Origin of the sequence: Bacillus sp. AG4(2022) (assembly GCF_031844465.1) — a bacterium.
Taxonomy (GTDB): domain Bacteria; phylum Bacillota; class Bacilli; order Bacillales; family Cytobacillaceae; genus Bacillus_AB; species Bacillus_AB infantis.
This window is the reverse complement of record NZ_JAUZVH010000001.1, coordinates 1,031,146-1,053,143: the sequence shown is the minus strand read 5'-3', so window position 1 is coordinate 1,053,143 and position 21,998 is coordinate 1,031,146. Positions and strand designations below refer to the sequence as shown.

Genomic DNA, 21,998 nt, shown 5'->3' with positions numbered 1-21,998 from the left:
GTCATCACTCCGGAGTCAGCGGCACGAAGGGTCCTATTATAAGGGATTCCGCCGGAGTATCAAAGGTTGAGGCAAGCTGGATGGTCTGGGTGTCCCCGACCATGAGCAGAGAGGAGCTTGATACACCGAGTACGCGGATGCTGCCTACATTCAAGTCTCTGTTATAAACCTCGAAGTTCATTCTTTCTTCATCCCTTTCATATTTTCGGGCAGATTCCCAAGGAAGGCTTTCACTCCGTTGCGGATCTCCCCTTTTATCAGGGAAGCTGCCTCTTTCCACCAGCCTTCGGGATTCCTTGCCATCTGCTGATTATTTTGAGCCTGCTTCACATAGTAATCAACCCTGCTGGGCAGCTGTTTTTTAACATCTTCTTTTATGAAAGAAAGATAGGAAGAGTCCGCCTCCATATCCAGAGCAGCGGCTGCTTCTGCAAAGACTTGCGGCAGATCTTTCTCAAGGAAAGCTTCGATATCTTCCTCAATTTCCACGATTCTTTGCATCTGCCCCTGCGGGTTGGCCGGAACAGAGACATTGCTGCCTTTAACGGCAAAGTCTTCTATTCCCTGGAGCTCCGACGGATTCAATCCGATATTCAGTGTCCCTTCCAAGGTTTCAACCTTCAGCTGGTCGAATTTGTATTCAATGGTATCAACCTGTATCGGCGGGCGGTCTTTGAGTGCAATCAGCTGCTGCTGCAGTTCGCCGGCCAATTTCTCCAGCTTTTTGATCCTGCTGTCCTGATACTGGACAAACTGATGGAGTTTCTGCATATACGTGTAAAAATCCTGATTCAAGCGGCCACCCCTTTTCTTGTATAGTTTTCCTGGACGTTACCTGGCATAAGCGGGGGCACTCGGCGTGAGGGGAACTGCCGGCGCTTCGATTGGCGTTCCCCCTGGAGACGATGCCTGGGGTGCAGGCTCCAAGAATCCCCCGGTATTATACAAAAAGGAAGCAGGCTTAATGATTCCTGCACTTCCAATCTGGAAGACTGATGAGTTAGTCAATCCGCCTATACGAATGTTGTTAATCTGTATTGTTTGCTGTATATAGAAATTCATAGTATCACCCTATGTCAAGCATTGAAATAATTGCCCTGATCGACCCCGTCCTGGTCAAACGTATTGGTCGTGCTCTGCCTGTTATAGACATTGAGACCATCTCCGGTATTGAACGAGCCAGCGCCGGAAAAGGTTTTGGCATTGGAAAGAGGCATGATTTTGTAGACATCCCCGATATGGAAGACAGAACTGCTTCCGATTGATACTACCTGTGCGACTCCTACGATTGCCGGCATATTAAAACATCCTTTGACTATTGGTTTCTGTACTATCGTATGTGCCTATGGCAGGAGTGTGATAAAAAAGCCCAAAATAATGGTGCTGAAGCTATCCTGCTGTGTAATTAAAAGTAAGATATGATAAAATGACAGTAAATTCAGACTTTTAAGGAGGCTGCTTATGCAAGTACCATTGCTGCTCACACAATTCTTAGACCGCGCCGTTTCGCTGTATGCTGATAAGGAAGCCATTTTTGCCGATGAACGGAGCTTTACCTACCAAGAATTGGGCAGCCGGGTGAACAAGCTGTCATTTGGCTTAAAGGGGCTTGGGGTGGAAAAAGGCGACAGGATTGCCTATCTTGCGCCGAATTCAGTGGAGATGTTGGAAGGGTTTTATGGTGTTTTCCAGACAGGCGGCATCATGGTCCCGCTTAATATCAGATTGAAGCCGGAGGATTATCTTTACATACTGAACCACAGCGGGGCGAAGGTCCTGTTTGCCGATCAGGATCTTTATCATCTTATCCTGCCGGTCAAGGAACAGCTCCAGACAGTTGAAAAAATTATTGTCCATTATAAAAATGACCAAACGGCAGAAGTGGGATATGATGATTGGCTCAAAGAGCAGCAAGAGGGCCGGTTTCCCCGGGTGCAGCTGGATGAGAATGACGTCTGCAGCCTGCTGTATACAAGCGGAACGACCGGAAATCCAAAGGGAGTCATGCTCACCCATCGGAATAACTATCTTCATGCTTTAAGCACGATGCACCATCTCAGGGTAACCGACAAGGACGTCCTTGTTCATGTGCTCCCTATGTTCCATGTCAACGGCTGGGGGTCGCCTTTCTATTACACTGCAAACGGCGCATCCCAGGTATGCCTGAGGAAGGCAGATCCTGAAACCATCTTCCAGGCTCTGAGGAAGCACAATGGGACAGTCCTCCATATGGCGCCTACGGTTCTTAATTTGCTGCTGCAATATCATGGCAGCAGCAAGCTGCCGGCAGGAGGAGATGTTCGTGTAGTCATTGCCGGTTCTGCACCTCCGCCGGCATTTGTTGCAAAGGCAGAAAGGGAATTGGGATGGGAATTCATCCAGGTGTACGGAATGACGGAATCTTCCCCGCTCAGCACAATTTCTTCTATCCGGTCCCATCTATCAAATCTGCCGGAGGAAGAACAATACCGAATGAAAGCAAAAGCCGGCTATAGCATGATTGGCTGTGAAGTGAAGGTTGTTGATGAGAACGGAGAAGCTGTCAGGTATGACGGTAAGCAAATAGGTGAAGTGATCACAAGAAGCAATGGAGTCATGAAAGGCTACTGGAAGAATGAAGAGGCGACGATGGAAGCGATCCGCGGCGGCTGGCTTTTTACAGGAGATATGGCCACTGTGGATCTTCACGGCAATATAGATATTGTAGACCGAAAGAAGGACATCATCATTTCCGGAGGGGAAAATATCTCTTCCATTGAGGTGGAAGGGGTGCTCTATGACCATCCGGCTGTACTCGAGGCTGCTGTCATTGCCGTGCCTCATGAAAAATGGGGAGAAACGCCGCATGCCTTCATTGTGAAAAAGGAAGATGCAGAAATAGCCGCAGAAGACTTCATCCTGTTTACCAGGGAAAGGCTGGCTCATTTTAAAGCTATAACAGGTGTGACCTTCGTGAAGGAGCTTCCGAAGACCGCATCCGGAAAAATACAGAAAATCCGGCTCCGTCAAGAATACTGGAAGGCTGACGGAAAAGGCGGGCGTTTTGTCAACTAAAGCAAACATGAGAAAGGGCCGCGGACTGTGGCCTTTTTTTATGGCAAAAAGGCTGGCTTGGCAAATCCTGGTGGACTTTCTTAGCCTGCCTATCTATTATTAATAGGTAGACTATGAAAAGGAGATTTGTATGCCTGATAAATTATTGCCTGTACAAGAAAAAGACCGGATTGCTTCACTTGATATCATGAGGGGCTTTGCTATACTTGGCATCTTCCTCGTAAACATGATGTCCTTCCACTCCCCGCTTTTGTATCTGGATCCTCATCGATGGTGGGACAGCTCTCTTGATAAAGGAGTATATGCTTTCATCGATATTTTTGCCCAAGCGAGCTTCTATCCTTTATTCTCCCTTTTGTTCGGATACGGGGTGATCATTTTGAGGGAAAGGGCAATAGACAGGGGCTACAGCTTTGCGGCCATAGGGTCAAGAAGATTCCTTGTCCTTCTGGCAGCGGGCATTCTGCACGCATTTCTCATCTGGCATGGAGATATACTGGTGAATTATGCGGTATTCGGCCTGATAGCCCTATTATTCTTCCGGTTGTCCGGGAAGGCTCTTCTGATAACGGGAATACTGCTGTATATCCTGCCCAATCTGCTTATGGGCCTGCTGATGCTGGTGACAGTCCTGTTTGTCCCGGACAGCGAAACTTCTTTATATGACCTGGAATCAGCAGTCTCATCGAGTGAAGTATACAAGGACGGGACATTTGCGGAAATCACATCACAGAGGATCACAGATTGGTATATGGTAAATAATGAGGTTTCATTCATCATCCTGCTCCTGTCGATTATGCCTCTTTTTCTGATCGGAGCCGGAGCGGCAAAGCTGAAGCTGCTGGAAAAGCTGGCGAACTTCCAAAAGAGGGCAGCCATTATGTTTGCGGTGTTCTTTGCCGCAGGACTGTTGATCAAACTGGTGCCTTATATTGGTCCTGACAACCTGGCAACAGAGTATTTCCAGGATTTGTTCGGGGGCCCGCTCCTTGCTGCCTCCTATGCAATTATGATTGCGCTGCTGGCTGATACGGAAAAAGGCAGCCGTCTGCTGATGCCGCTCACTTGGGTAGGGAGGATGTCATTGAGCAATTATCTATTTCAATCGATTGTCTGTACTTTGATTTTTTACGGCTATGGCCTCGGTTTTTATGGAGATATTTCTATGGCTGGCGGCACGCTGCTTGCAGTTGGGATCTATCTGTTCCAAATCCTTCTAAGCAGGCTATGGCTTACCAGGTTCAAGTACGGTCCGTTTGAATGGCTCTGGAGAAGCGCCACCTATCTGTCAGTGCCGCCGATCAGGAGAAGCAAATGAGAAAGGCCATCATCATCGGCTCTGCGGGGGCAGGTAAATCAACCTTCGCTAAAAGGCTTGGGGAAATGACCGGTATTGAAGTGATCCATCTGGATTCCCTTTTCTGGCACGAGGGCTGGGTGCCGACGGAGCGGGAGGAATGGATCCGGATTCAGAAAGGTTTGATGCGGAAGGAGCAATGGATCCTTGATGGAAACTATGGAGGAACAATGGACATGAGGATGGAAGCATCTGATTCTATCTTCTTTCTGAACTATTCTACAGTCCGCTGTTTGTATGGAGCCCTGAAACGAAGAGTCATGAATCATGGCCGCACAAGGCCGGATATGGCAGAGGGATGCCCGGAACAGCTCGACTGGCAGTTTTTAAAGTGGATTGCCCGCTATAAGAAGGATAATGCACCGGCCATCCTTGCCAAACTTTCCGCTGCGAAAGGGAAGGAAGTATATATATTCCATAGTCCGGAGGAAACAGAGGAATACCTTCTCAGTCTTACCCGGCCTTAGGAATGTGCCTGCAGGAAAGCCCTGCAGGTCTCTTTCTGTCCGCAGTTTTCCATCAAGGCGCTTTCAGAAAATTTGTATTATACTAGAAATATAAAAAGATAGAGGTGATGACGTTGAGATTTGCAACTGCTGAAGATGGAAGAGGTGTTTTTATCGGGGTCCTGGAAGAAGGGACTGATCTGATTCTTCCCCTCGCTAAGGCGGAAGAAAGAAGGGGCGGGATCAAGGAAATCCCTGAGTCGCTCCTGGAGGCAGTCTCCATGGGGGAAGAATTTGTACATAATGCAAGTGAGCTCCTGAATTGGGCCAAAGGCAATGAAGCAGGGAAGGAGCTTCTGCTTCCGCTCGAATCAGTGAAGCTGCTGGCCCCAATTCCGAAGCCCGTCAAAAACATATTATGCGTGGGGAAAAACTATGCTGAGCATGCCATTGAAATGGGAAGCAAGGATGACATACCTGAGCATATCATGGTTTTCACAAAGGCGCCGACATCTGTTTCGGGTCCGGAAGAGGAAGTGCTTTCGCATGCGGGAGTGACGGAGCAGCTGGATTATGAAGGCGAGCTGGCTGTTGTGATCGGAAAGGCTGGGCGGGGCATCAGTGAGGAAGAAGCCCTCAGCCATGTTTTCGGCTACACGATCATCAATGATGTAACGGCCAGGGATCTTCAGGCAAAGCATAAGCAATTTTTTATTGGAAAAAGCCTTGATTCCACCTGTCCGATGGGTCCATGGATTGTCCATAAATCTGCCATTGAAAACCCAGGCAAGCTGGATATTGAGACAAAGATCAATGGGGAGGTAAGGCAAAGCTCCAATACGGAAAACTTCATTTTTCCAATTGAGGTCATCATTTCCGAGCTATCAAAGGGAATGACCCTTGAGCCGGGAGATATCATTGCTACTGGCACACCCGCAGGGGTAGGGAAGGGATTCAAGCCTCCGCGCTTTCTCAACCCCGGAGATGTAATGGAAGTTACCGTGGAAAAAATAGGGACGCTCCGCAACAGGATAGAGGGTTAAGCTGGAAAATATGATTTTTTTAACACAAATGTCACAAAATCATGGCCGGCTCTTTAAAGCGCTGTGTTTATCTTAGGCTTTTCCATGCAGATATGGTATGATTTAAACGAATTTTTAATAGGAGGCCTGGTGAATGACACACGCTCATATTTTTACCTGGGTTGTAGCACTTGTCTTATTTTTCGCAGCGCTTGGAATGCATAACAGCGGCAAAGCAAAAGGTGTAAAGGTCGTTCAGATGATCTTAAGGCTCTTTTACCTGCTGATCATCGGTACGGGCATTTGGATGCTGACTTCGGGGATCAATATCGATCTTCTGTATGTACTGAAGGCACTTCTTGGCTTATGGGTGATTGCCATGATTGAAATGATCATCATCCGCACTACAAAAGGAAAGAAAACTTCCATCCTATGGGTCCAGTTCGTTGTGGCTGCCATTCTGGTTATCTACCTCGGACTGAGGCTGCCGCTTGGATTCCATCCTTTTGCATAAAAAGCACAGAACAAAAAAACTGCTCCGGCAGTTTTTTTGTTTGGGTCTGTATAGACCGCTCCTGCCGTATTTTCCTCTTCCGGCTCCTCTTCTAACATGCTGCGAAAACATCTATTCATACAATATTTCTATAATAGCAATGTTATCTAACGGTAAATATGGTATTTTTATCATATAGATAAAATAACATAATTGTGGTGGAGATCATGATATTAACTTTAAGCTGTAGATATATACATAAAAGCAGGCTGATTCAATATATACAGGAAAACGCAATCGGTGAATATCCTAATGTCCTTGTGCAGGTATTCTCAGGTGCAGAAGACTGCAGGGATATTTATGAGATACAGGAAACAATGAAGGAACATCTGCCTTCTGCAGCCATGATCGGCTGTACTTCTGCGGGTGAGATATACAATGGGAAAATGCTTGAAGGAGAGACGGTCATCACTTTCTCATTATTCAAGGAAACCCAGGTGAAAACAGGACTGTTTAAAAGCGGGGATTACAGGAATCCATTTGAAATGGGCAAAAGCATTGCCTCGGCGCTTGCCTCATATGATGCCAAAGCCTTGATCCTCTTTTCGGCTGGATTTGACCTTGATATGCAGGCAGTCCTTGATGGTGTATATGATATCCGTCCTGATATAGCAGTTGCAGGAGGAGCGGCAGGGAATCACAGGAATATGGCTGAAACTGTTGTCTTTGCCGGCGGAGAAACGTCAGGGAGGGGAGTCTCCGCGGCTGTGTTCCAGAACGAAGGGCTTATCGTTGAAGCGGGCAGCAATTACAAGTGGCAGGAAATCGGCAAAAGCTTTAAAGTCACAAAAGCCCGGCATAATCAGATTTTTAGCATTGATGATAAGAAACCGCTGCAGATTCTGAAGCAATATCTTGGGGAAGAGCTCGTCAGGGGCCTGCCGGCATCAGGGATTGAATTTCCCTTTCTGCTGGAGGGGGATGAAGAAAAGGCCTCCATTTTTATAACAAAAGTTTTGGAAAATGGGGCAGTTGAAGTAAATCGCCCTGTAAAAGAAGGACAAAAGCTTGCATTTGCTTATCAGAATATTGATGAAATTATCGAGGCATCTGTTAAAGATCTGCGAAATTTGGCGAGGAAGCCTGCTGAAGCCTTTTTTGTCTATGCATGCCTTGCAAGAAAAGGATTCCTTCTTGATTTTACTCATAAGGAGCTGTCGTGGTTACAGGAAATTGCTCCTGTATCAGGACTTTTTACATATGGAGAAATTGCCGCAAAGGAAGATGGTCCTCCGAAGATGGTGGGACATGCCTTCACATACCTTTCCATCAGAGAAGGAGTGCAGCATGTGACGAAGGTCCGCAAAGGGTTTGGTCAATATGCCAAACCGAAGCATTTCCGTACACTCTCTGCTTTGACCCATCTGATGCATGCTTCCAAGGATGATATAAAGATGCTGAATAATAGTTTAAGTGTTTCGGAGCAATATTACCGGTCCCTTTTTGACAACAACGCCGATTTTGTCTATTCGACAGATATGCAGGGCAATTTTACAAGCATTAATCCAGCCTTTAAGCGTAACTTCGGGTTCAATGAAAAAGAGGTGATCGGGAAACCGGCGCTCAGGTTCATCGACAGCCGGGATGTGGCCAGGGTCAGGAGGCATTTCTACCGGACAGTGAATGGTAAAGAGCAGTATTATAACCTCGAGATACAATCAAAAAATGGGGCCAGGAATCTTTATGAACTGAAGAATATCCCAATTACTGTGGAGGGTGAGCCTGCAGGCATATACTGCATCGGAAGGAATATCACCGAGCAGAAGAGAATTGAACAGGAAATGACCCAGCTTGCTTATTATGATAAAGATACAGGGCTGCCAAACCGCCTGAAGTTCATGGAAGAACTTGATGATCTGCTGCAGAAGGCAAAGAAGAAGAAGCGCCCGCTTGCTGTTCTTTTTATGGATATAGACCGCTTTAAACTGATTAATGACAGCCTGGGACATTATGCCGGCGACCAGATACTCAGGCAGATAGCCGGAAGGATTGAAGCAATCCTCCCTCCCGGATCCTTTTTCGGCCGGTTCAGCGGAGATAAATTTACGCTTATCCTTGCGAAGGAGGCGGACTCCTCCCGGGTCACGAAGCTGTCCAATCATATTCTGCAGGCAATTTCCTCCCCAGTCTATTACGGGGAGCAGGAATTCTTTATAACCGGGAGCATAGGTGCCAGCCTCTATCCCGGTGATGGACATGAAAAAGAAACATTGATGAAAAATGCCGATATTGCCATGAACCGTTCAAAACATCAGGGGGGAAACAGGCTTACATACTATTCGACGGAGATGAATGAGCAGACGCTGCTTAAGCTGGAACTGGAGAGCTATCTGAGAAAAGCCCTGCAGAAGAAAGAGTTCTTTCTCTGCTATCAGCCCCTGACCAATCTCGAAACCGGTGCCATATATGGGAGCGAGGCGCTGATCCGCTGGAATCATCCGAAGCTTGGACTGGTATCTCCGGGTGATTTTATCCCGCTGGCTGAAGAAACCGGGCTGATTAATGAAATAGGCCATTGGGTGCTGCAGACCGCCTGCAGACAGACGAAAGAATGGCATAATAAGGGGCTCGGGAGCTTAACGGTGTCTGTTAATGTTTCTGTACATCAGTTCCAGCAGCCGGGTTTTGTGCATAAAGTCCTTCAGGTATTGAAGGAAACAATGCTTGAACCGCAGTTTCTGGTGCTGGAGCTGACAGAAAGCTCAATGCTCCGGAATATGGAGAACAGCATCCTTGTGATACAGGAGCTTCAGAGGAACGGTATAAGGGTCGCCATTGACGATTTCGGGACTGGCTATTCCTCTTTGAGCTATTTGAAGCATTTGCCTATAGATGCATTGAAGATTGACCGATCTTTCATAGATAATCTTCGATCCGGCTCGCCTGATATTGCCATTGTGAATGCAATCATCACCATGGGGCTAGGCCTGCATGTCAAGGTGGTTGCCGAGGGAGTGGAGACCGCAGAGCAAATGCGCCTGCTGAAGGACTTGAAATGCCATTTTGCCCAGGGGTTCTTTATACACAGGCCGCTTGGCGCTGAACAGTTTGAAGAAGAGCTTGGCAAAAAAGCTGCTTTGAATCTGTCCTAGATTATTCAAAGAACTGGATCCGTATAGGGGGGAGAAGTATGTCAGGAGCATGGATCTTGATCATTCTTATTGTTGTGCTGATTGTAATCACTTATGCTGTCCAGGCATTCGGAAAGTATAGCAGCCATCCGGTTTTGTCCCAGAAAGAAGTGCTCGAAGCTATAAAAAAGCGAGAAAATGAGGAAGCAGCCGGAAAAAATCCTGACGGGTTTTGAAAACTTTTTGGACGTGGTGCTGCTGTCTGATCGGCCGTCCAGGCTGTAGTACTTGAGTTTGAAGGAGGACCGGATGATGCCTTTTTATATACGATTCCTGATTATGGCGGCTATTTGGGCCGGTCTGTTCTTTTTCATTGAAAACACAGCCCGCCCCATTTATCTCTTCAGCTGTTCCTTATCTTTCGCAGCTTATTTCCTGCTTGCAGTCACTGAAAGGAAGCTCATCCTTTATTCCTTGATGATGCTCAATCTCCCTCTGATTGCCATTTACTTGGATAGGTCTGCATGGCCTTTTCTGCTGTTGGCCGCGCTTTTTTACTTGTACGAAGCAGCCCAGTCGATCCGGCCGGCCGCTTTTTACAGCCTTCTGGGCGGAACAGCCTTACTGGCGGCCTTCACCATGATTTTCCTCAGGCCTTCCGTCATAGCGGTCACGCTGGCCATTGCCGCACTGAGCGTGGGATATGCCGCCTGCATCGGGCTGAATTCGGCGCGCTGCAGACTTGAGGAGCTAAGGGAGCTTTATGATCAGGTGCTTGAAGAATACCGGAAGGCCAAACGGGTGGCTCTTAAGAATGAAGGGGCAGCAAGGGCAGAAGAAAGGACAAGAATTGCACGGGATATCCATGATTCTGTCGGACATAAGCTGACAGCGCTGGGAATGGAAATGCAGAGCATGCTGCTTAAGGAGCATAACACCAGCATTGCCAGAATGAAGCATACAGTGGAGGAATGCCTGGAGGAAACCAGGAGGGCAGTACGGGCCCTTAAATCAGAGGCGATTGAAGGAATCCCTGCCATCATCCAGCTGGTGAGGAAGCTGGAGAGCGAAAGCAGCCTGCGGATCCGTTTTACAACAAAGCAAGGGGTCTTAAGCCTTGTCCTTCCTAATATACATAGCATAGCTTTATATCGGATCATTCAGGAGGCTTTGACGAACTGCCTTAAATACAGCGAATCTAGAGAAGTTGATGTCATTCTGGGTGTCTCCCCTGTTGGGGGGGTATCCTTTGAAATCAGGAATGTCTTTCATAGCCCAGGCCCCATTCACGAAAGCTTTGGCCTTAAAAGCATCAGGGAAAGGGTCCATGGGGCAGGAGGCACTGTCCAGATCTATTGTGATGGCAGCCAGTTTGTCATCATGGGGTCCATTCCTGTAAAGGGGGATAAAAATTGAATAGGATATTAATAGTTGAAGATCAAGTGATTGTCAGGCAGGGGCTGAGGATGATCATTGAACAGGATGGTGCCTTTTCTGTAGCCGGTGAAGCGGAAAACGGCCAGGAAGCGATAGAAAAGATGGAATCCCATGGAGCAGACATTATCCTGATGGACATCCAAATGCCCGTCATGAATGGCATAGAAGCGACCAGGATGATCAAAAAAAGGTGGCCAGCCGTAAAGATACTGATTTTGACTACTTTCAATGACGAAGATTATGCACTGCAGACTTTAAGGGAGGGAACAAATGGGTTTTTGCTGAAAACCTCTGACGGACCCCGCCTGCTGCAATCAATCAGGAGCTGCCTGGAAGGCGGCATCAGCATCCATGAACAGGTTGCGGCTAAAGTTATGCCGAAGCTTCTGGACCATTCATGCCACGGAGAGGCAGAAGTTCCGCTTACTCCCAGGGAACGTGATATTGCCAGGCTAATCGGGCATGGAAAAACTAATAAGGAAATAGCAAATGAGCTGTATCTGTCAGTGGGAACAGTAAAAAATCATTTGACCCAGATTCTGCAGAAGCTGGATCTGCGGGACCGGACACAGCTTGCGATTTTTGCAGTCAAGAATGATATTCTCTAAGATTGGCAGATGTTTTTAAAAACAAGTATGGACAGGGATGGCGGGCCAGTCTCTAGTTTGCCTCATTCTGCAATATATTGCGAAAAAAATCAGGGGCTATAGGGATAGCCCCTTTTCCATGCCTGTTTATCGGAAATCTCCTTGAAAAGTGACGGAGGTCACATCGGGAGGCTGGTTTTAATGACGGAAGACAGTAGTGCGGCTTTCCATTGAAGCTGTATATTGAAGGTAATAAGGGGGAGATGGAATGCTGGAGGCTGTAGAGCTTATAAAGAAATTTAAGAATAAAACCGCAGTGAATGGCGTGAATTTATATCTGGAAAAAGGAGAAACTGTAGGGCTCCTTGGCCCGAATGGGGCGGGCAAATCAACAACCATATCGATGATTTCATCCCTTACATCGCCAACGAGCGGGGATGTAAGGGTCAAAAATGAAAGCATCCTCCAGAAGCCGTCCGGACTAAGGAATATCCTCGGGGTCGTCCCGCAGGAAATTGCTCTTTATAATGAACTGACGGCAAGGGAGAACCTTGAATTCTTTGGGAGGATCCACCGTTTGCCCAAACAGAGGCTAAAACAAAAAACAGAAGAAGTACTGGAAATGATCGGCCTAGAGGACCGGGAAAAGGATTTGGTAAAAACATTTTCAGGAGGCATGAAACGGCGCCTGAATATCGGTGCTGCGCTCCTGCATGAACCAGAATTGGTCATTATGGATGAACCTACCGTAGGCATCGATCCCCAGTCCAGGAATTATATTCTTGATACTGTAAAGCGGCTCAACAGGGAAAAGAATATGACTGTCCTGTATACGAGCCATTACATGGAAGAGGTGGAATATCTGTGCGACAGGATCTACATCATGGACCATGGGGAAATCATCGCTTCCGGGACAAAGGATGAAATAAAAAGCATCCTCTCTGCTGAACAGGCAATCAATATAAAGGTTGACCTGATGAGAGGGGAATTCATCCGCCTGCTGGAGGACCATGCCGCAATCAGGCAGCTGTCTGTACAAGAGCAGACTGCGACCATCATCGTTCCTAAACAGGTCCATCTGCTGAAGGATATATTCCGTTCAGCTGAGCAAACCGGCACAATTGTAACAGCTGTCAATATAGAACTGCCTACCCTTGAAGATGTATTCCTGCATCTGACCGGACGGCAGCTCAGGGATTAGGGGGGAAGGATATGCTTTTTCAAATGATCAAAAAGGATCTCCTGCTTTTTTGGCGCAAGCCGCGTGAACTGATCATCCTTCTCCTGATGCCGTTTGTATTGATCTGCATCCTGGGGAATGCGCTCGGAGCGCTGAACAGCGATGAAATCCCGGATCTTGATATCAAGCTTGCAGTATGGGTCCAGGATGATTATGAAGCTGGTGCCGCAGAAGCAGCCGCCATGATAAAGAATTTCCCTATGCCCGATGAAGCGAAGGAAGAAGCTGTAAATGCAGTGGAAATGTTCAACCCTGCCGCCATATTGATTGAGGAAGTTTTCGGCGATGAAGAATTCAGCCGGAGCATCGGCGTGGATTATATTTCAGAGGAGCTGGATTCAGAGCGCCAGGAGGAATACAGCGCGATGCTGACGATTCCGTCAGGCTTTACCACAGATTATTACCGGCACAGCCTGTTGAAGGAAGGTGACCTTCCGGAGCTTGAATTGCAGCTGAATGATTCAGATGCACTCAGGGCAGGGGTAATACGTGATTTTCTGGCCAATTTCCAGGAGCAGATCTCCTTAGGGCAGGGAATCCAGACGCTTGGGATTTCAGCTGTTGATATCAAGGAGGCTGGCATCGATGAACTTGGCGCAATTGAATCTGTCAGCAAAGTAAAGGATGTCAGCTCTGTCAGCTATTATGCCATTGGAATGAGTATGATGTTTGTCTTCTACGTGGCAACCACGGCAGCCAGCTTTGCTTATACCCAGAAGGAAGAACATCTTTACAACAGGATTCTTCTTGCGGATGTTCCCAATTCTATTTTCTTTTCAGGCATCTTTTCTGCTGCGGCCATCGTTTGTTTTTTGCAGCTGAATATTCTTTTCGGCCTGTCGGCACTCATTTTTGATGTATCTTATCCTGATATCATGGACTATCTGATCATTACAGGCGTCATTTCTATCATGATTGGAAGTTTTGCCAGCCTGCTTTCTGCAGTAAACTATCGAAGCAGTTCAGAAAGGGCCGGCCGGGTGTTTGGCAATTTTCTTGTCCCTGTATTTGCTTTTGTGGGAGGGAGCTTTTTTCCTGTTTCCCAGCTGGGCGGCATTTTTGAAAGTCTTGGGTCTTATTCGCCCGGGGGAGCGGGGATATCAGCTTACATGAAAATCCTTCAGGGCTATCCGCTTGGAGAAACGGCCGGCCAGCTCTGGTCCCTTGCTGTATTTTCTGCCATACTGCTGTTCGCTGCACTGCTGTTGCAGCCTAGAAAGGGGGAGGCGGCATGATTGGAATGCTATGGGGGAAGATCCTCCTGACATTGAGGAATCCTGGTGCTTTAATTGCCTCTACGATCATCTGCATGGCGTTTGCCTATCTTACCGGGCAGTCCGCATTTGTGAAAATAGAGATTCCGATGTATTCTTCGGCAGATGGAAGCAATGAGGAAATCATAGAAGAGTTGAACAATGGAGATACTTTCTCGTTCGTCCTGCAGACTGAAGACGAGGCAAAGAAGAAAGTGGCTGAAGGAAACGCGGAGGCTGCCTTGGAGCTTGGTCAGGATTCCTATGTAATTTACCATGCGGGGGCTTCGCAAAATCTGCAGCTGCTGAATCAGTATATCGGACGCTATTATATGAAATCAGTGCAGGAACAGCAGATTGTCCAGCTTGATGACGATCCGGAAGCTGCTGAAAAGGTCTTTCAGAAGGCGGAAAAAGAACCGGCCTTTCAGCTTGGCCTATCCTCTTTCAATCAGAAAGATGCTGCTGAATACAGCCAGCCGCTGCAGTCTTTATTCGGCTTTACTTTATTCTTTTCCATTTATACGGTGGCTTTTACTGTTGCCGAGATCCTTCGGGATAAGCAGTCCGGACTGTGGGACCGGTTCATCTTATCACCGACGTCTAAAGCGGAAATGTACATGGCGAATCTGCTTTGGAGCTTTTTAGTTGGGTACATCCAAATAATTTTTGTGTTTCTTGTCTTTAAATTCGGTGCAGGTATCGATTTTAATGGAAGGTTCGGGACGGTGCTGATCGCTGTGATTCCGTATCTGTTTTCCATTGTCGCGCTTTCCATTTTCCTGACGGGGCTCGTAAAAACAATGAGCCAGTTCAACAGCATCATTCCTTTGATCAGCGTCAGCTTTGCTATGCTCGGGGGGGCGTACTGGCCGATTGAAATTGTCAGCTCGGAGCTGCTTATCGGCATTTCGCGCTTCATACCTATTACTTATGGAATGGAGATGATGAAGGGAGCTGTAGTGTCCGGCAACTCAATCCTGGATATGCTTTATCCAGTAGCGATTCTCCTATTGATGGGCGTAATCCTCATGGGGCTTGGGATAAGGCTGATTGAGAAGAGACATGTATGAGGGAAGAGAAGATAGAAGAGGCATGGATTATTCAAATCCATGCCTTTATTTCTAAGAAGGAGTAATCTTTTCAATAACGAGTCTTTTTCCTGTGTTGAGTGTGAATTCGAACCGGTCGCTCTTTTTTTCGTAATAGCAGAAATGGTGCTGGACATTGCAGATACATTCCTGGTTATCAAAAACAATGAAGTTGACTCCGTTTTTCCGCTCGCTGTCATTCAGGAAGTTCAAGTGGTTATAGCAGTAAATGCAGTCGAAGATTGAGAATTGAAGTGAATTCAAGGTGGTGACAAATTGATAAAAGGCATCATCATTCACTTCATCCAGCAATCTTTCGAGAGAGAAGGTGAGGTGTTTTTTCATCCGGATGCTGTCCTGGTTTTTCAGTGAAATCACTTCATCCGCAAGTCCGATTCGCCCATTTTCAAATAAGACACCTTTTTTCCACCGCTTATACCGCAATACTTCTATTTCCTGATGGAGGAATTCATCCAATATTGAGGCTTCTTCTGTTTCTTCATCGAAAAAAACCCACTGCTCGTTGATGCATTCGACTGTGCCCAGCGTGAATGCCCGGGTTTGGAACTCATAGAGTTTGGTTCGCTGCTGTCTGTTCATCTTGTACCTCCATATGATTCCTTCAACATCCTTTTTAGACATAAAGTCAGGAATTTATAACCTTAAGCTCTTCCAAAGAATGAAAATCGCTGACTATCGTACTGGCAGGAGTCCTGGTGAATGTTAAGATCACAGGTAAAAAAATAGCCAATCAGTATACTTGAATAGTTTATATATTTACATTGGATCCTTAAGAATGTTCATGAAGCCCTCAAAGGGCAGAAATAATAATAGGAGTTCATGAAAAAGGAGGCAAGCGTAATGCGGCAAACCTAACTTTCTATTAAAGCAGTTCTGTATCTCTGCCTAAATCAATAAGATGGTCAGATTTTCTGACATTATTATTTTTGAATAATCATCCTTACGGGACAATTAACCATTTCCTAGGCCCTGCATACAATGGCATCATGCAAAAGGATGTTACCTGATTTCCGCTGACGAAAGGATGATGAAGAATGTGTGGGATAACGGGCTGGATTGATTTTAGCAGAGATTTGCGAAAAGAGGCTGCAGCAGTCGGGAAAATGGCGGAAACACTTGCAAAGCGCGGGCCGGATGACACAAACGTATGGACCGGTATCCATGCGGGATTTGGCCATAAACGGCTATCCGTCGTTGATCCTGCCGGCGGCAAACAGCCGATGTCCAGGCAGGCAAAAGGCAGCGTTTATACAATTTGCTATAATGGCGAGCTTTATAATACAGAAGATATCCGAAAAGAACTCCTTATAAAAGGATATTCTTTCAGCACTCATTCTGATACAGAAGTTCTGCTGACAGCTTATATAGAATGGAAAGAAAATTGCCTGGAGCACTTGAATGGGATATTTGCCTTTGCCGTATGGGACGAGGAGGAAAATCGCCTGTTTATTGCAAGAGACCGTCTGGGCGTTAAACCGCTTTTTTATAAAGAAACTGCAAAGGGGATCATTTTCGGCTCTGAGCTTAAAGCGATCCTGGCCCATCCGGAAGTGCGTACTGAGATTGACCGTGAAGGGCTGGCTGAAGTATTCGGCCTCGGGCCGTCCCGTTCCCCTGGCAGCGGAGTCTTTAGAGGAATAAAAGAGCTTAGGCCAGCCCATGCGCTGGCATTATCAAGGGAAGGGCAAAAAATCTGGCGCTATTGGAATGTGAAAAGTGCGGAGCATACGGACAATCTGGAGGAAACAGCTGAAAAGGTGAGGCATTTATTTACAGATGCTGTCACAAGGCAGCTCGTGTCAGATGTGCCGTTATGCACCTTCCTGTCTGGCGGGGTCGATTCGAGTGCCATTACTGCGGTAGCTTCCCGTGCCTATGAAGAAGAGGGAAAAGGGCCGCTGCACACCTATTCCATCGATTATGAAGATAATGATAAGCACTTTAAGGCAAATGAATTCCAGCCTAACTCTGACGGAGCTTTTATCAGGAAGATGACCGAAGAATTCCAGACCATCCATCACACGAGCATTATCTCTCAATGCGAACTGGCAGAACATTTGAGGGAAGCTGTCCTTGTCAGGGATCTGCCGGGAATGGCTGATGTCGATTCCTCTCTCCTGTGGTTCTGTAAAAAAATCAAACAGGATTTTACCGTAAGTCTTTCAGGTGAATGCGCTGATGAGATATTCGGTGGCTATCCCTGGTTTCACCGCCAGGATGATTTGAACCGCAGCGGCTTTCCTTGGATGCGTTCGATCCGGGAAAGACAGCAATTGCTGAAGCCGCATTGGAGGGAGAAGCTCCAGCTTGAAGAATATATGCACAGCAAGTACAGGGAAACCGTTGCTGAGACGCCTGTGCTTGAAGGGGAAACCGCACAGGAGGCAAGAAGGAGGGAGCTTTTCTACCTCAATAAGATCTGGTTCATGACGACGCTGCTGGACCGCAAAGACAGGATGAGCATGGGAGCGAGCCTTGAGGTAAGGGTCCCGTTTGCTGACCACAGGCTGGTCGAATATGCATGGAATATCCCATGGGAGATGAAGATGCTCGGCGGCCGGGAAAAAGGAATCCTGCGCAAGGCTCTTGAAGGGATCCTTCCGGATGAGGTTTTATACCGCAAAAAGAGCCCGTATCCGAAAACCCATAATCCTGAGTATACGAAAGCTGTAAAGGGCATGCTCTCCGAAATACTGGCAGACAGAAGCTCTGCCCTGTATGAATTCTTTGATGAAGAACAGTTGAAGAACATAACCGAAACAGAGGGGAATTCCTTCCAGGAGCCATGGTTCGGCCAGCTGATGACAGGGCCCCAGCTTCTTGCCCATCTTGTCCAGATGGAAATATGGTTTAAAGAATACAACATTAATATTGCTGATTGACCCTGGAGCCTGCTTTTTGCAGGTTCTTTTCTTTGTATCCGAAGAGACCTGATACCTTAAAGATTGCCAGTTTCAAAGTATCTCTGTATAATGTTTGTATAACTATTGTATAATATCGGAATTTAAAAGGAGGCCAGAAGATGGCTAAAAAAATCGTAATCATCGGGGCCGGACCCGGGGGGCTCGCTGCATCCATGCTCCTATCCAGCCGGGGATATGAGGTGGATGTCTATGAGAAGCAGTCATATCTGGGGGGCAGGACAGGGAGCATAAAGAAGAACGGTTTTACTTTTGACATCGGGCCTACTTTTCTCAGTATGCCCCATATTGCTGAAGAGCTTTTCGCAGCAAGCGGCCGAAGACTCTCTGATTATCTGCACCTTAAGGAATTAAAAGAGATGTATGAACTGGTCTTTGAGGATACTGGAATTCATATGACAAGCGACCGGAATGAAATGGTCCGCAGAATAGAAGAAAAGTTTCCAGGGAACGGCAGCGGCTATCTCCGTTTCATGGAAGATACAGAGAGGAAAATGTCAGCATTGATGCCCATCCTGCAATCACGGATGGACAGGTACCGGCATTATTTAAGCTGGAAGGTCATTAAAGCGCTGCCTGAGCTTTCTCTTGGAAAGAGCCTGTATGATGTGCTTTCCCGTTATTTTGACAGTGAAACGCTTCGGCTCGCCTTTACTTTCCAATCTAAATATCTCGGGATGTCTCCCTGGGAATGCCCTGGCGCTTTTTCGATCCTTTCCTTTATGGAGCATGAGTATGGGATCTACCATCCGATCGGAGGCTTGAACCAGCTGCCCGAAGCGATGGCAAAAGTCACCATGGAGCACGGGGGCAGGATCCATCTCGGCAAGGGCGTGAAGAGCCTTTGGATGGAAGGCCGTGACAGCAGGGGCATCATCCTGGAATCAGGTGAGAAGGTACCTGCTGATGAAGTCATCATCAATGCCGATTTTGCCAAAGCGATGAGCACGATCCTGAATGAGGGAAGCCTGAAAAAATATAAAACCCGCAAACTCGTAAAAAAGAAATATTCCTGTTCAACGTTCATGATTTACCTCGGGCTCGATAAGCAGTATGACCTCCCGCACCACACCATCTGCTTTGCCGGGGATTACAAAAGGAATGTAGAAGAAATTACGAAAACACTCAGCTTGTCCGGAGACCCTTCCATCTATATCCAGAATCCATCTGCCACAGATCCGACACTGGCGCCGGAAGGGAAATCAGCACTTTATATCCTTGCACCTGTTCCGAATAACTTCAGCGGCGTTGAATGGGACAGCAGGCAGGAAGAGTTCAGGAATCTTGTTCTGGATATTGTAGAAAGGAAGACCGGCTTTAAAGGCTTAAGGAATCATATAGAATTTGAAAAAATCATCAGTCCTAAAAATTGGGAAGAAGATCTGCATGTCTATAAAGGCGCGACCTTTAATCTTGGGCATCAGCTTTCACAAATGATGGTGCTGAGGCCGCATAACCGATTTGAGGAAGCGGGGAATACATGGCTGGTCGGCGGAGGGACCCACCCTGGCAGCGGGCTGCCGACCATATTGGAGTCGGCGAGGATTACGGCAAAAATGATACTGGAAAAAGACGGGCTGGAATTGCTGGAACAAGATGGCCGCAGCTTGCCGGGACTGGAGGAAGCATTATGAAAACGGCGGTTATCGGCGGAGGGATCGGCGGTATGACATCTGCACTGCTGCTGGCAGACGATGGCCATGAAGTCGTCATCTTAGAAAAGGAAAATAAGCTTGGAGGAAGGCTTGCATTTATGGAGGAAGACGGCTTCCGGATCGATCAGGGGCCAACAATCGTCCTGCTTCCTGAAATGATTGAAAGTATCCTGGCAGAAGCAGGGCTTGGGAGGGATCAGTATGAAATGATAAGGCTGGATCCGCTCTATAAAATTACTTTTCCGGACGGAACCGATTATACCAAGCATGCTGACATAGGCGAGCAGGAACGGGAAATAAGCCGGAAATTCCCTGAAAGCCTCGCGGGGTTTCAAAGGTTTATGAAGGATATGGACTATCGTTTCCATACGGGCAGGCCTCAGTTTCTTGAACGCCCTTTTTTGGAGAAGGGAGACTTCTGGAATAAAGAGACACTTTCCTCTTTAGCGAGAATGAACGCCCACAAAAGTGTCGATAAACAGCTTTCATCTTATTTCAAGGATGAAAGACTGAGGATTGCCTATGCCCTGCAGACTTTATATATCGGGGGCAATCCGCTGAGCACCCCTGCCATCTACAGTCTTGTGTCTTATAGTGAGCACAAGCATGGCATTTTTTATGTGAAAGGGGGTTATGCCAGCCTGATTGGAAAGCTTGAAGAACTGCTTAAGAAGAAGGGAATAGAAATCCGCCTTGGGAGCCGTGTTGAAAAGCTGCTCACTGATGGCAGGGAGGCCAAGGGAGCCATCGTCAATGGACAGGAAGAAAAATACGACTCCTTTATCCTCAACGGAGATTTTCCTGTAGCGGAAAAAGAGCTGCTGGACCGCAGGAAGAATTATAAAGCCTCCTCCGGCTGCCTGCTTCTATATTTCGGGATCGGGAAGGTTTATGAAGAAGCGATGGTCCACCAGTTTTTCATCGGCCGTGATTTCAATAAAAGCATGGAGGAGATCTTCAAACAGCAGCAGCTTCCGGATGATCCCTCTTATTATACATTCTATCCTTCAGCGATCGATGATTCCCTTGCCCCTGAAGGGAAAAGCGTCCTTTATGTACTCATACCCGCTCCATCAGGAGAACATATCGACTGGAGCAGCAAGGATGAGTATGTTGACAGGATCATCAGCCGGATTGAAAAGGATAGCTTCCCCGGTCTGCGGGAACATATAGAATGGATGAAGATCAGGACTCCTGAGGATGCTCTCCGCGAGGGACTGTATGGAGGAGGAAGCTTTGGGATAGCTCCTTCCCTGTTCCAGTCAGGTATCTTCCGCCCTCAGCTGAAGCCTTTCAAGGAAAAGAATATCTATGCGGTCGGTGCGAGCGTCCATCCTGGCGGGGGGATTCCTATTGTCCTCCAGGGAGCAAAAATGCTGGCTGACCATATAAAGCATGAGCATAAGAAGAATTCACAAACGGAAGGAGTGTCGATCGTTGGATAAAGCTGCAGCGGCCTATCAATATTGTGAAGAGGTCATTAAAAAGAATTCAGCCACATTTCACCGGGCTTTTTCTTTCCTGCCGCCTGAGAAAAAAAGGGCTGTCTGGGCCATTTATGCTTTTTGCCGCAGGGTTGATGATATTGTGGATGAAGGATCGTGTCCAGAGGAAGAGGTGGCTGCTTTTGAAAAAGAATTTGCCGTATTCCTCGAAGGCGGGCTGCCCCATCAAGATGTTATGCTGTGGACGGCGCTCAGAGATGTGTTTGTCAGCTTTGACATGGACAGCACTCCTTTCTTTGAAATGATTGAAGGTCAGAAGATGGATTTATACAAATCAAGATATTATACTGTCGATGAACTTCTTCACTATTCCTATCATGTGGCGAGTACGGTCGGCCTGATGCTGCTTCCTGTCCTTGCGCCTGAAAATGCGGGACAGCTGAAGCATGGCGCCATTAAGCTGGGGCAGGCTATGCAGATTACCAATATACTTCGCGATATTGGCGATGACCTCAAAAGAGATCGGGTTTATCTTCCTGCAGCATTGATGGAGAAGCACGGATATAAGGAGGAAGAACTGCAGTCAGGCCAGCTGAATGCCGCTTTTTTCGGTCTGTTCGAGGAGCTGGCGAAAATCGCCGAGCAATATTATGAAGAAGCGCTGGAAACGATCCACTTGTATCCTCCTTCTTCCAGGACGCCAGTCAAGGGTGCTGCCGTCCTTTACAGGGCCATCCTTAATAAAATCCGGAAGAACGGATATAACTCATTTGGAGCAAGAAATTATGTGACGAAGGAAGAAAAAGCAAGGCTCCTCGCTACAATATAAGAAAGGCCTGGCTGCG

At 47.2% G+C, this 21,998-nt stretch carries 21 protein-coding genes; 16 read left to right on the top strand and 5 right to left on the bottom strand.

The annotated features are described in order from the left end of the window. Nucleotides 1–4 precede the first annotated feature (4 nt). From Q9R36_RS05160 to Q9R36_RS05145, 4 genes are read right to left on the bottom strand one after another with little or no spacing between them, the layout of a single operon-like run. Entirely contained in the window at nt 5–181 is a 177-nt protein-coding gene (locus Q9R36_RS05160; RefSeq protein ID WP_009794019.1) for a hypothetical protein, read from the bottom strand. Then, the gene (locus tag Q9R36_RS05155; RefSeq protein WP_022543592.1) at nt 178–795 is read right to left on the bottom strand and encodes a spore germination protein GerPC; all 618 of its coding nucleotides are present in this window, start codon (nt 793–795) and stop codon (nt 178–180) included. Before Q9R36_RS05155 ends, Q9R36_RS05160 begins: the two co-directional genes overlap by 4 nt. Before the next feature lie 36 nt (nt 796–831). Then, nucleotides 832–1,062, bottom strand: a complete 231-nt coding sequence (locus Q9R36_RS05150) for a spore germination protein GerPB (RefSeq protein ID WP_009794021.1) — start codon at nt 1,060–1,062, stop codon at nt 832–834. Nucleotides 1,063–1,076: 14 nt separating this feature from the next. Further along, nucleotides 1,077–1,298, bottom strand: coding sequence for a spore germination protein (locus tag Q9R36_RS05145; protein ID WP_009794022.1), 222 nt, complete (start codon nt 1,296–1,298; stop codon nt 1,077–1,079). Between the two features lie 163 nt (nt 1,299–1,461). On the opposite strand from Q9R36_RS05145, the gene Q9R36_RS05140 reads away from it, so the two are divergent. The 12 genes from Q9R36_RS05140 to Q9R36_RS05085 all read left to right on the top strand — a co-directional run bounded on the left by Q9R36_RS05140 (nt 1,462) and on the right by Q9R36_RS05085 (nt 15,093). After that, nucleotides 1,462–3,054 carry a long-chain-fatty-acid--CoA ligase gene (locus Q9R36_RS05140; RefSeq protein WP_311224620.1) on the top strand — a complete coding sequence of 531 codons (1,593 nt, stop codon included), beginning with the start codon at nt 1,462–1,464 and terminating at the stop codon, nt 3,052–3,054. 130 nt (nt 3,055–3,184) lie between these two features. Continuing rightward, the gene (locus tag Q9R36_RS05135) at nt 3,185–4,372 is read left to right on the top strand and encodes a DUF418 domain-containing protein (protein ID WP_129611900.1); all 1,188 of its coding nucleotides are present in this window, start codon (nt 3,185–3,187) and stop codon (nt 4,370–4,372) included. Next, entirely contained in the window at nt 4,369–4,878 is a 510-nt protein-coding gene (locus Q9R36_RS05130; protein WP_009794026.1) for a DNA topology modulation protein, read from the top strand. Before Q9R36_RS05135 ends, Q9R36_RS05130 begins: the two co-directional genes overlap by 4 nt. Before the next feature lie 113 nt (nt 4,879–4,991). Continuing rightward, nucleotides 4,992–5,900: a fumarylacetoacetate hydrolase family protein gene (locus tag Q9R36_RS05125; RefSeq protein WP_101550911.1), complete on the top strand. Its 909-nt coding sequence runs from the start codon at nt 4,992–4,994 to the stop codon at nt 5,898–5,900. Nucleotides 5,901–6,033: 133 nt separating this feature from the next. After that, on the top strand, nt 6,034–6,393 hold the full coding sequence (locus Q9R36_RS05120) for a YisL family protein (RefSeq protein ID WP_009794028.1): 360 nt from the start codon (nt 6,034–6,036) through the stop codon (nt 6,391–6,393). 206 nt (nt 6,394–6,599) lie between these two features. Beyond that, nucleotides 6,600–9,524, top strand: coding sequence for a bifunctional diguanylate cyclase/phosphodiesterase (locus Q9R36_RS05115; protein ID WP_101550909.1), 2,925 nt, complete (start codon nt 6,600–6,602; stop codon nt 9,522–9,524). 38 nt (nt 9,525–9,562) lie between these two features. Then, nucleotides 9,563–9,739, top strand: a complete 177-nt coding sequence (locus tag Q9R36_RS05110; protein WP_009794030.1) for a hypothetical protein — start codon at nt 9,563–9,565, stop codon at nt 9,737–9,739. Nucleotides 9,740–9,812: 73 nt separating this feature from the next. Then, a complete protein-coding gene (locus tag Q9R36_RS05105; RefSeq protein WP_101550906.1) occupies nt 9,813–10,919 on the top strand; it encodes a sensor histidine kinase in 1,107 nt (368 codons plus the stop codon). Beyond that, nucleotides 10,916–11,548 carry a response regulator transcription factor gene (locus Q9R36_RS05100; RefSeq protein ID WP_101550905.1) on the top strand — a complete coding sequence of 211 codons (633 nt, stop codon included), beginning with the start codon at nt 10,916–10,918 and terminating at the stop codon, nt 11,546–11,548. Before Q9R36_RS05105 ends, Q9R36_RS05100 begins: the two co-directional genes overlap by 4 nt. Nucleotides 11,549–11,795: 247 nt before the next feature. Next, the gene (locus Q9R36_RS05095) at nt 11,796–12,728 is read left to right on the top strand and encodes an ABC transporter ATP-binding protein (RefSeq protein ID WP_009794033.1); all 933 of its coding nucleotides are present in this window, start codon (nt 11,796–11,798) and stop codon (nt 12,726–12,728) included. 11 nt (nt 12,729–12,739) lie between these two features. Beyond that, nucleotides 12,740–14,002 (top strand): ABC transporter permease, encoded by a 1,263-nt coding sequence (locus Q9R36_RS05090; protein ID WP_101550903.1) that lies wholly within the window; start codon nt 12,740–12,742, stop codon nt 14,000–14,002. Further along, nucleotides 13,999–15,093, top strand: coding sequence for an ABC transporter permease (locus tag Q9R36_RS05085; RefSeq protein WP_311224619.1), 1,095 nt, complete (start codon nt 13,999–14,001; stop codon nt 15,091–15,093). Before Q9R36_RS05090 ends, Q9R36_RS05085 begins: the two co-directional genes overlap by 4 nt. 51 nt (nt 15,094–15,144) lie before the next feature. Here Q9R36_RS05085 and Q9R36_RS05080 read toward each other — a convergent pair whose 3' ends face one another. After that, the gene (locus tag Q9R36_RS05080) at nt 15,145–15,711 is read right to left on the bottom strand and encodes a DUF2777 domain-containing protein (RefSeq protein WP_022543597.1); all 567 of its coding nucleotides are present in this window, start codon (nt 15,709–15,711) and stop codon (nt 15,145–15,147) included. A gap of 455 nt (nt 15,712–16,166) precedes the next feature. Between Q9R36_RS05080 and asnB the strand changes: the two genes are divergently transcribed. From asnB to Q9R36_RS05060, 4 genes are all read left to right on the top strand, one after another. Further along, entirely contained in the window at nt 16,167–18,014 is a 1,848-nt protein-coding gene (gene asnB, locus Q9R36_RS05075) for an asparagine synthase (glutamine-hydrolyzing) (RefSeq protein WP_311224618.1), read from the top strand. A gap of 140 nt (nt 18,015–18,154) precedes the next feature. Further along, the gene (locus Q9R36_RS05070; protein ID WP_311224617.1) at nt 18,155–19,687 is read left to right on the top strand and encodes a phytoene desaturase family protein; all 1,533 of its coding nucleotides are present in this window, start codon (nt 18,155–18,157) and stop codon (nt 19,685–19,687) included. Next, nucleotides 19,684–21,153: a phytoene desaturase family protein gene (locus Q9R36_RS05065; RefSeq protein WP_311224638.1), complete on the top strand. Its 1,470-nt coding sequence runs from the start codon at nt 19,684–19,686 to the stop codon at nt 21,151–21,153. The genes Q9R36_RS05070 and Q9R36_RS05065 overlap by 4 nt, the downstream gene beginning before the upstream one ends. Next, complete coding sequence (locus Q9R36_RS05060) at nt 21,146–21,982, top strand: phytoene/squalene synthase family protein (protein WP_009794040.1); 837 nt, start codon at nt 21,146–21,148, stop codon at nt 21,980–21,982. The genes Q9R36_RS05065 and Q9R36_RS05060 overlap by 8 nt, the downstream gene beginning before the upstream one ends. Nucleotides 21,983–21,998 lie beyond the last annotated feature (16 nt).

Bases quoted from the DNA above. Each gene is read 5' to 3' on its own strand.
- Q9R36_RS05150 (WP_009794021.1), bottom strand. From the start codon at position 1,062: ATGAATTTCTATATACAGCAAACAATACAGATTAACAACATTCGTATA.
- Q9R36_RS05080 (WP_022543597.1), bottom strand. From the start codon at position 15,711: ATGAACAGACAGCAGCGAACCAAACTCTATGAGTTCCAAACCCGGGCA.
- Q9R36_RS05105 (WP_101550906.1), top strand. From the start codon at position 9,813: ATGATGCCTTTTTATATACGATTCCTGATTATGGCGGCTATTTGGGCC.
- Q9R36_RS05085 (WP_311224619.1), top strand. From the start codon at position 13,999: ATGATTGGAATGCTATGGGGGAAGATCCTCCTGACATTGAGGAATCCT.
- Q9R36_RS05070 (WP_311224617.1), top strand. From the start codon at position 18,155: ATGGCTAAAAAAATCGTAATCATCGGGGCCGGACCCGGGGGGCTCGCT.
- Q9R36_RS05135 (WP_129611900.1), top strand. From the start codon at position 3,185: ATGCCTGATAAATTATTGCCTGTACAAGAAAAAGACCGGATTGCTTCA.
- Q9R36_RS05120 (WP_009794028.1), top strand. From the start codon at position 6,034: ATGACACACGCTCATATTTTTACCTGGGTTGTAGCACTTGTCTTATTT.
- Q9R36_RS05145 (WP_009794022.1), bottom strand. From the start codon at position 1,298: ATGCCGGCAATCGTAGGAGTCGCACAGGTAGTATCAATCGGAAGCAGT.
- Q9R36_RS05140 (WP_311224620.1), top strand. From the start codon at position 1,462: ATGCAAGTACCATTGCTGCTCACACAATTCTTAGACCGCGCCGTTTCG.
- Q9R36_RS05065 (WP_311224638.1), top strand. From the start codon at position 19,684: ATGAAAACGGCGGTTATCGGCGGAGGGATCGGCGGTATGACATCTGCA.
- Q9R36_RS05090 (WP_101550903.1), top strand. From the start codon at position 12,740: ATGCTTTTTCAAATGATCAAAAAGGATCTCCTGCTTTTTTGGCGCAAG.
- Q9R36_RS05095 (WP_009794033.1), top strand. From the start codon at position 11,796: ATGCTGGAGGCTGTAGAGCTTATAAAGAAATTTAAGAATAAAACCGCA.
- Q9R36_RS05160 (WP_009794019.1), bottom strand. From the start codon at position 181: ATGAACTTCGAGGTTTATAACAGAGACTTGAATGTAGGCAGCATCCGC.
- Q9R36_RS05110 (WP_009794030.1), top strand. From the start codon at position 9,563: ATGTCAGGAGCATGGATCTTGATCATTCTTATTGTTGTGCTGATTGTA.
- Q9R36_RS05130 (WP_009794026.1), top strand. From the start codon at position 4,369: ATGAGAAAGGCCATCATCATCGGCTCTGCGGGGGCAGGTAAATCAACC.
- asnB (WP_311224618.1), top strand. From the start codon at position 16,167: ATGTGTGGGATAACGGGCTGGATTGATTTTAGCAGAGATTTGCGAAAA.
- Q9R36_RS05115 (WP_101550909.1), top strand. From the start codon at position 6,600: ATGATATTAACTTTAAGCTGTAGATATATACATAAAAGCAGGCTGATT.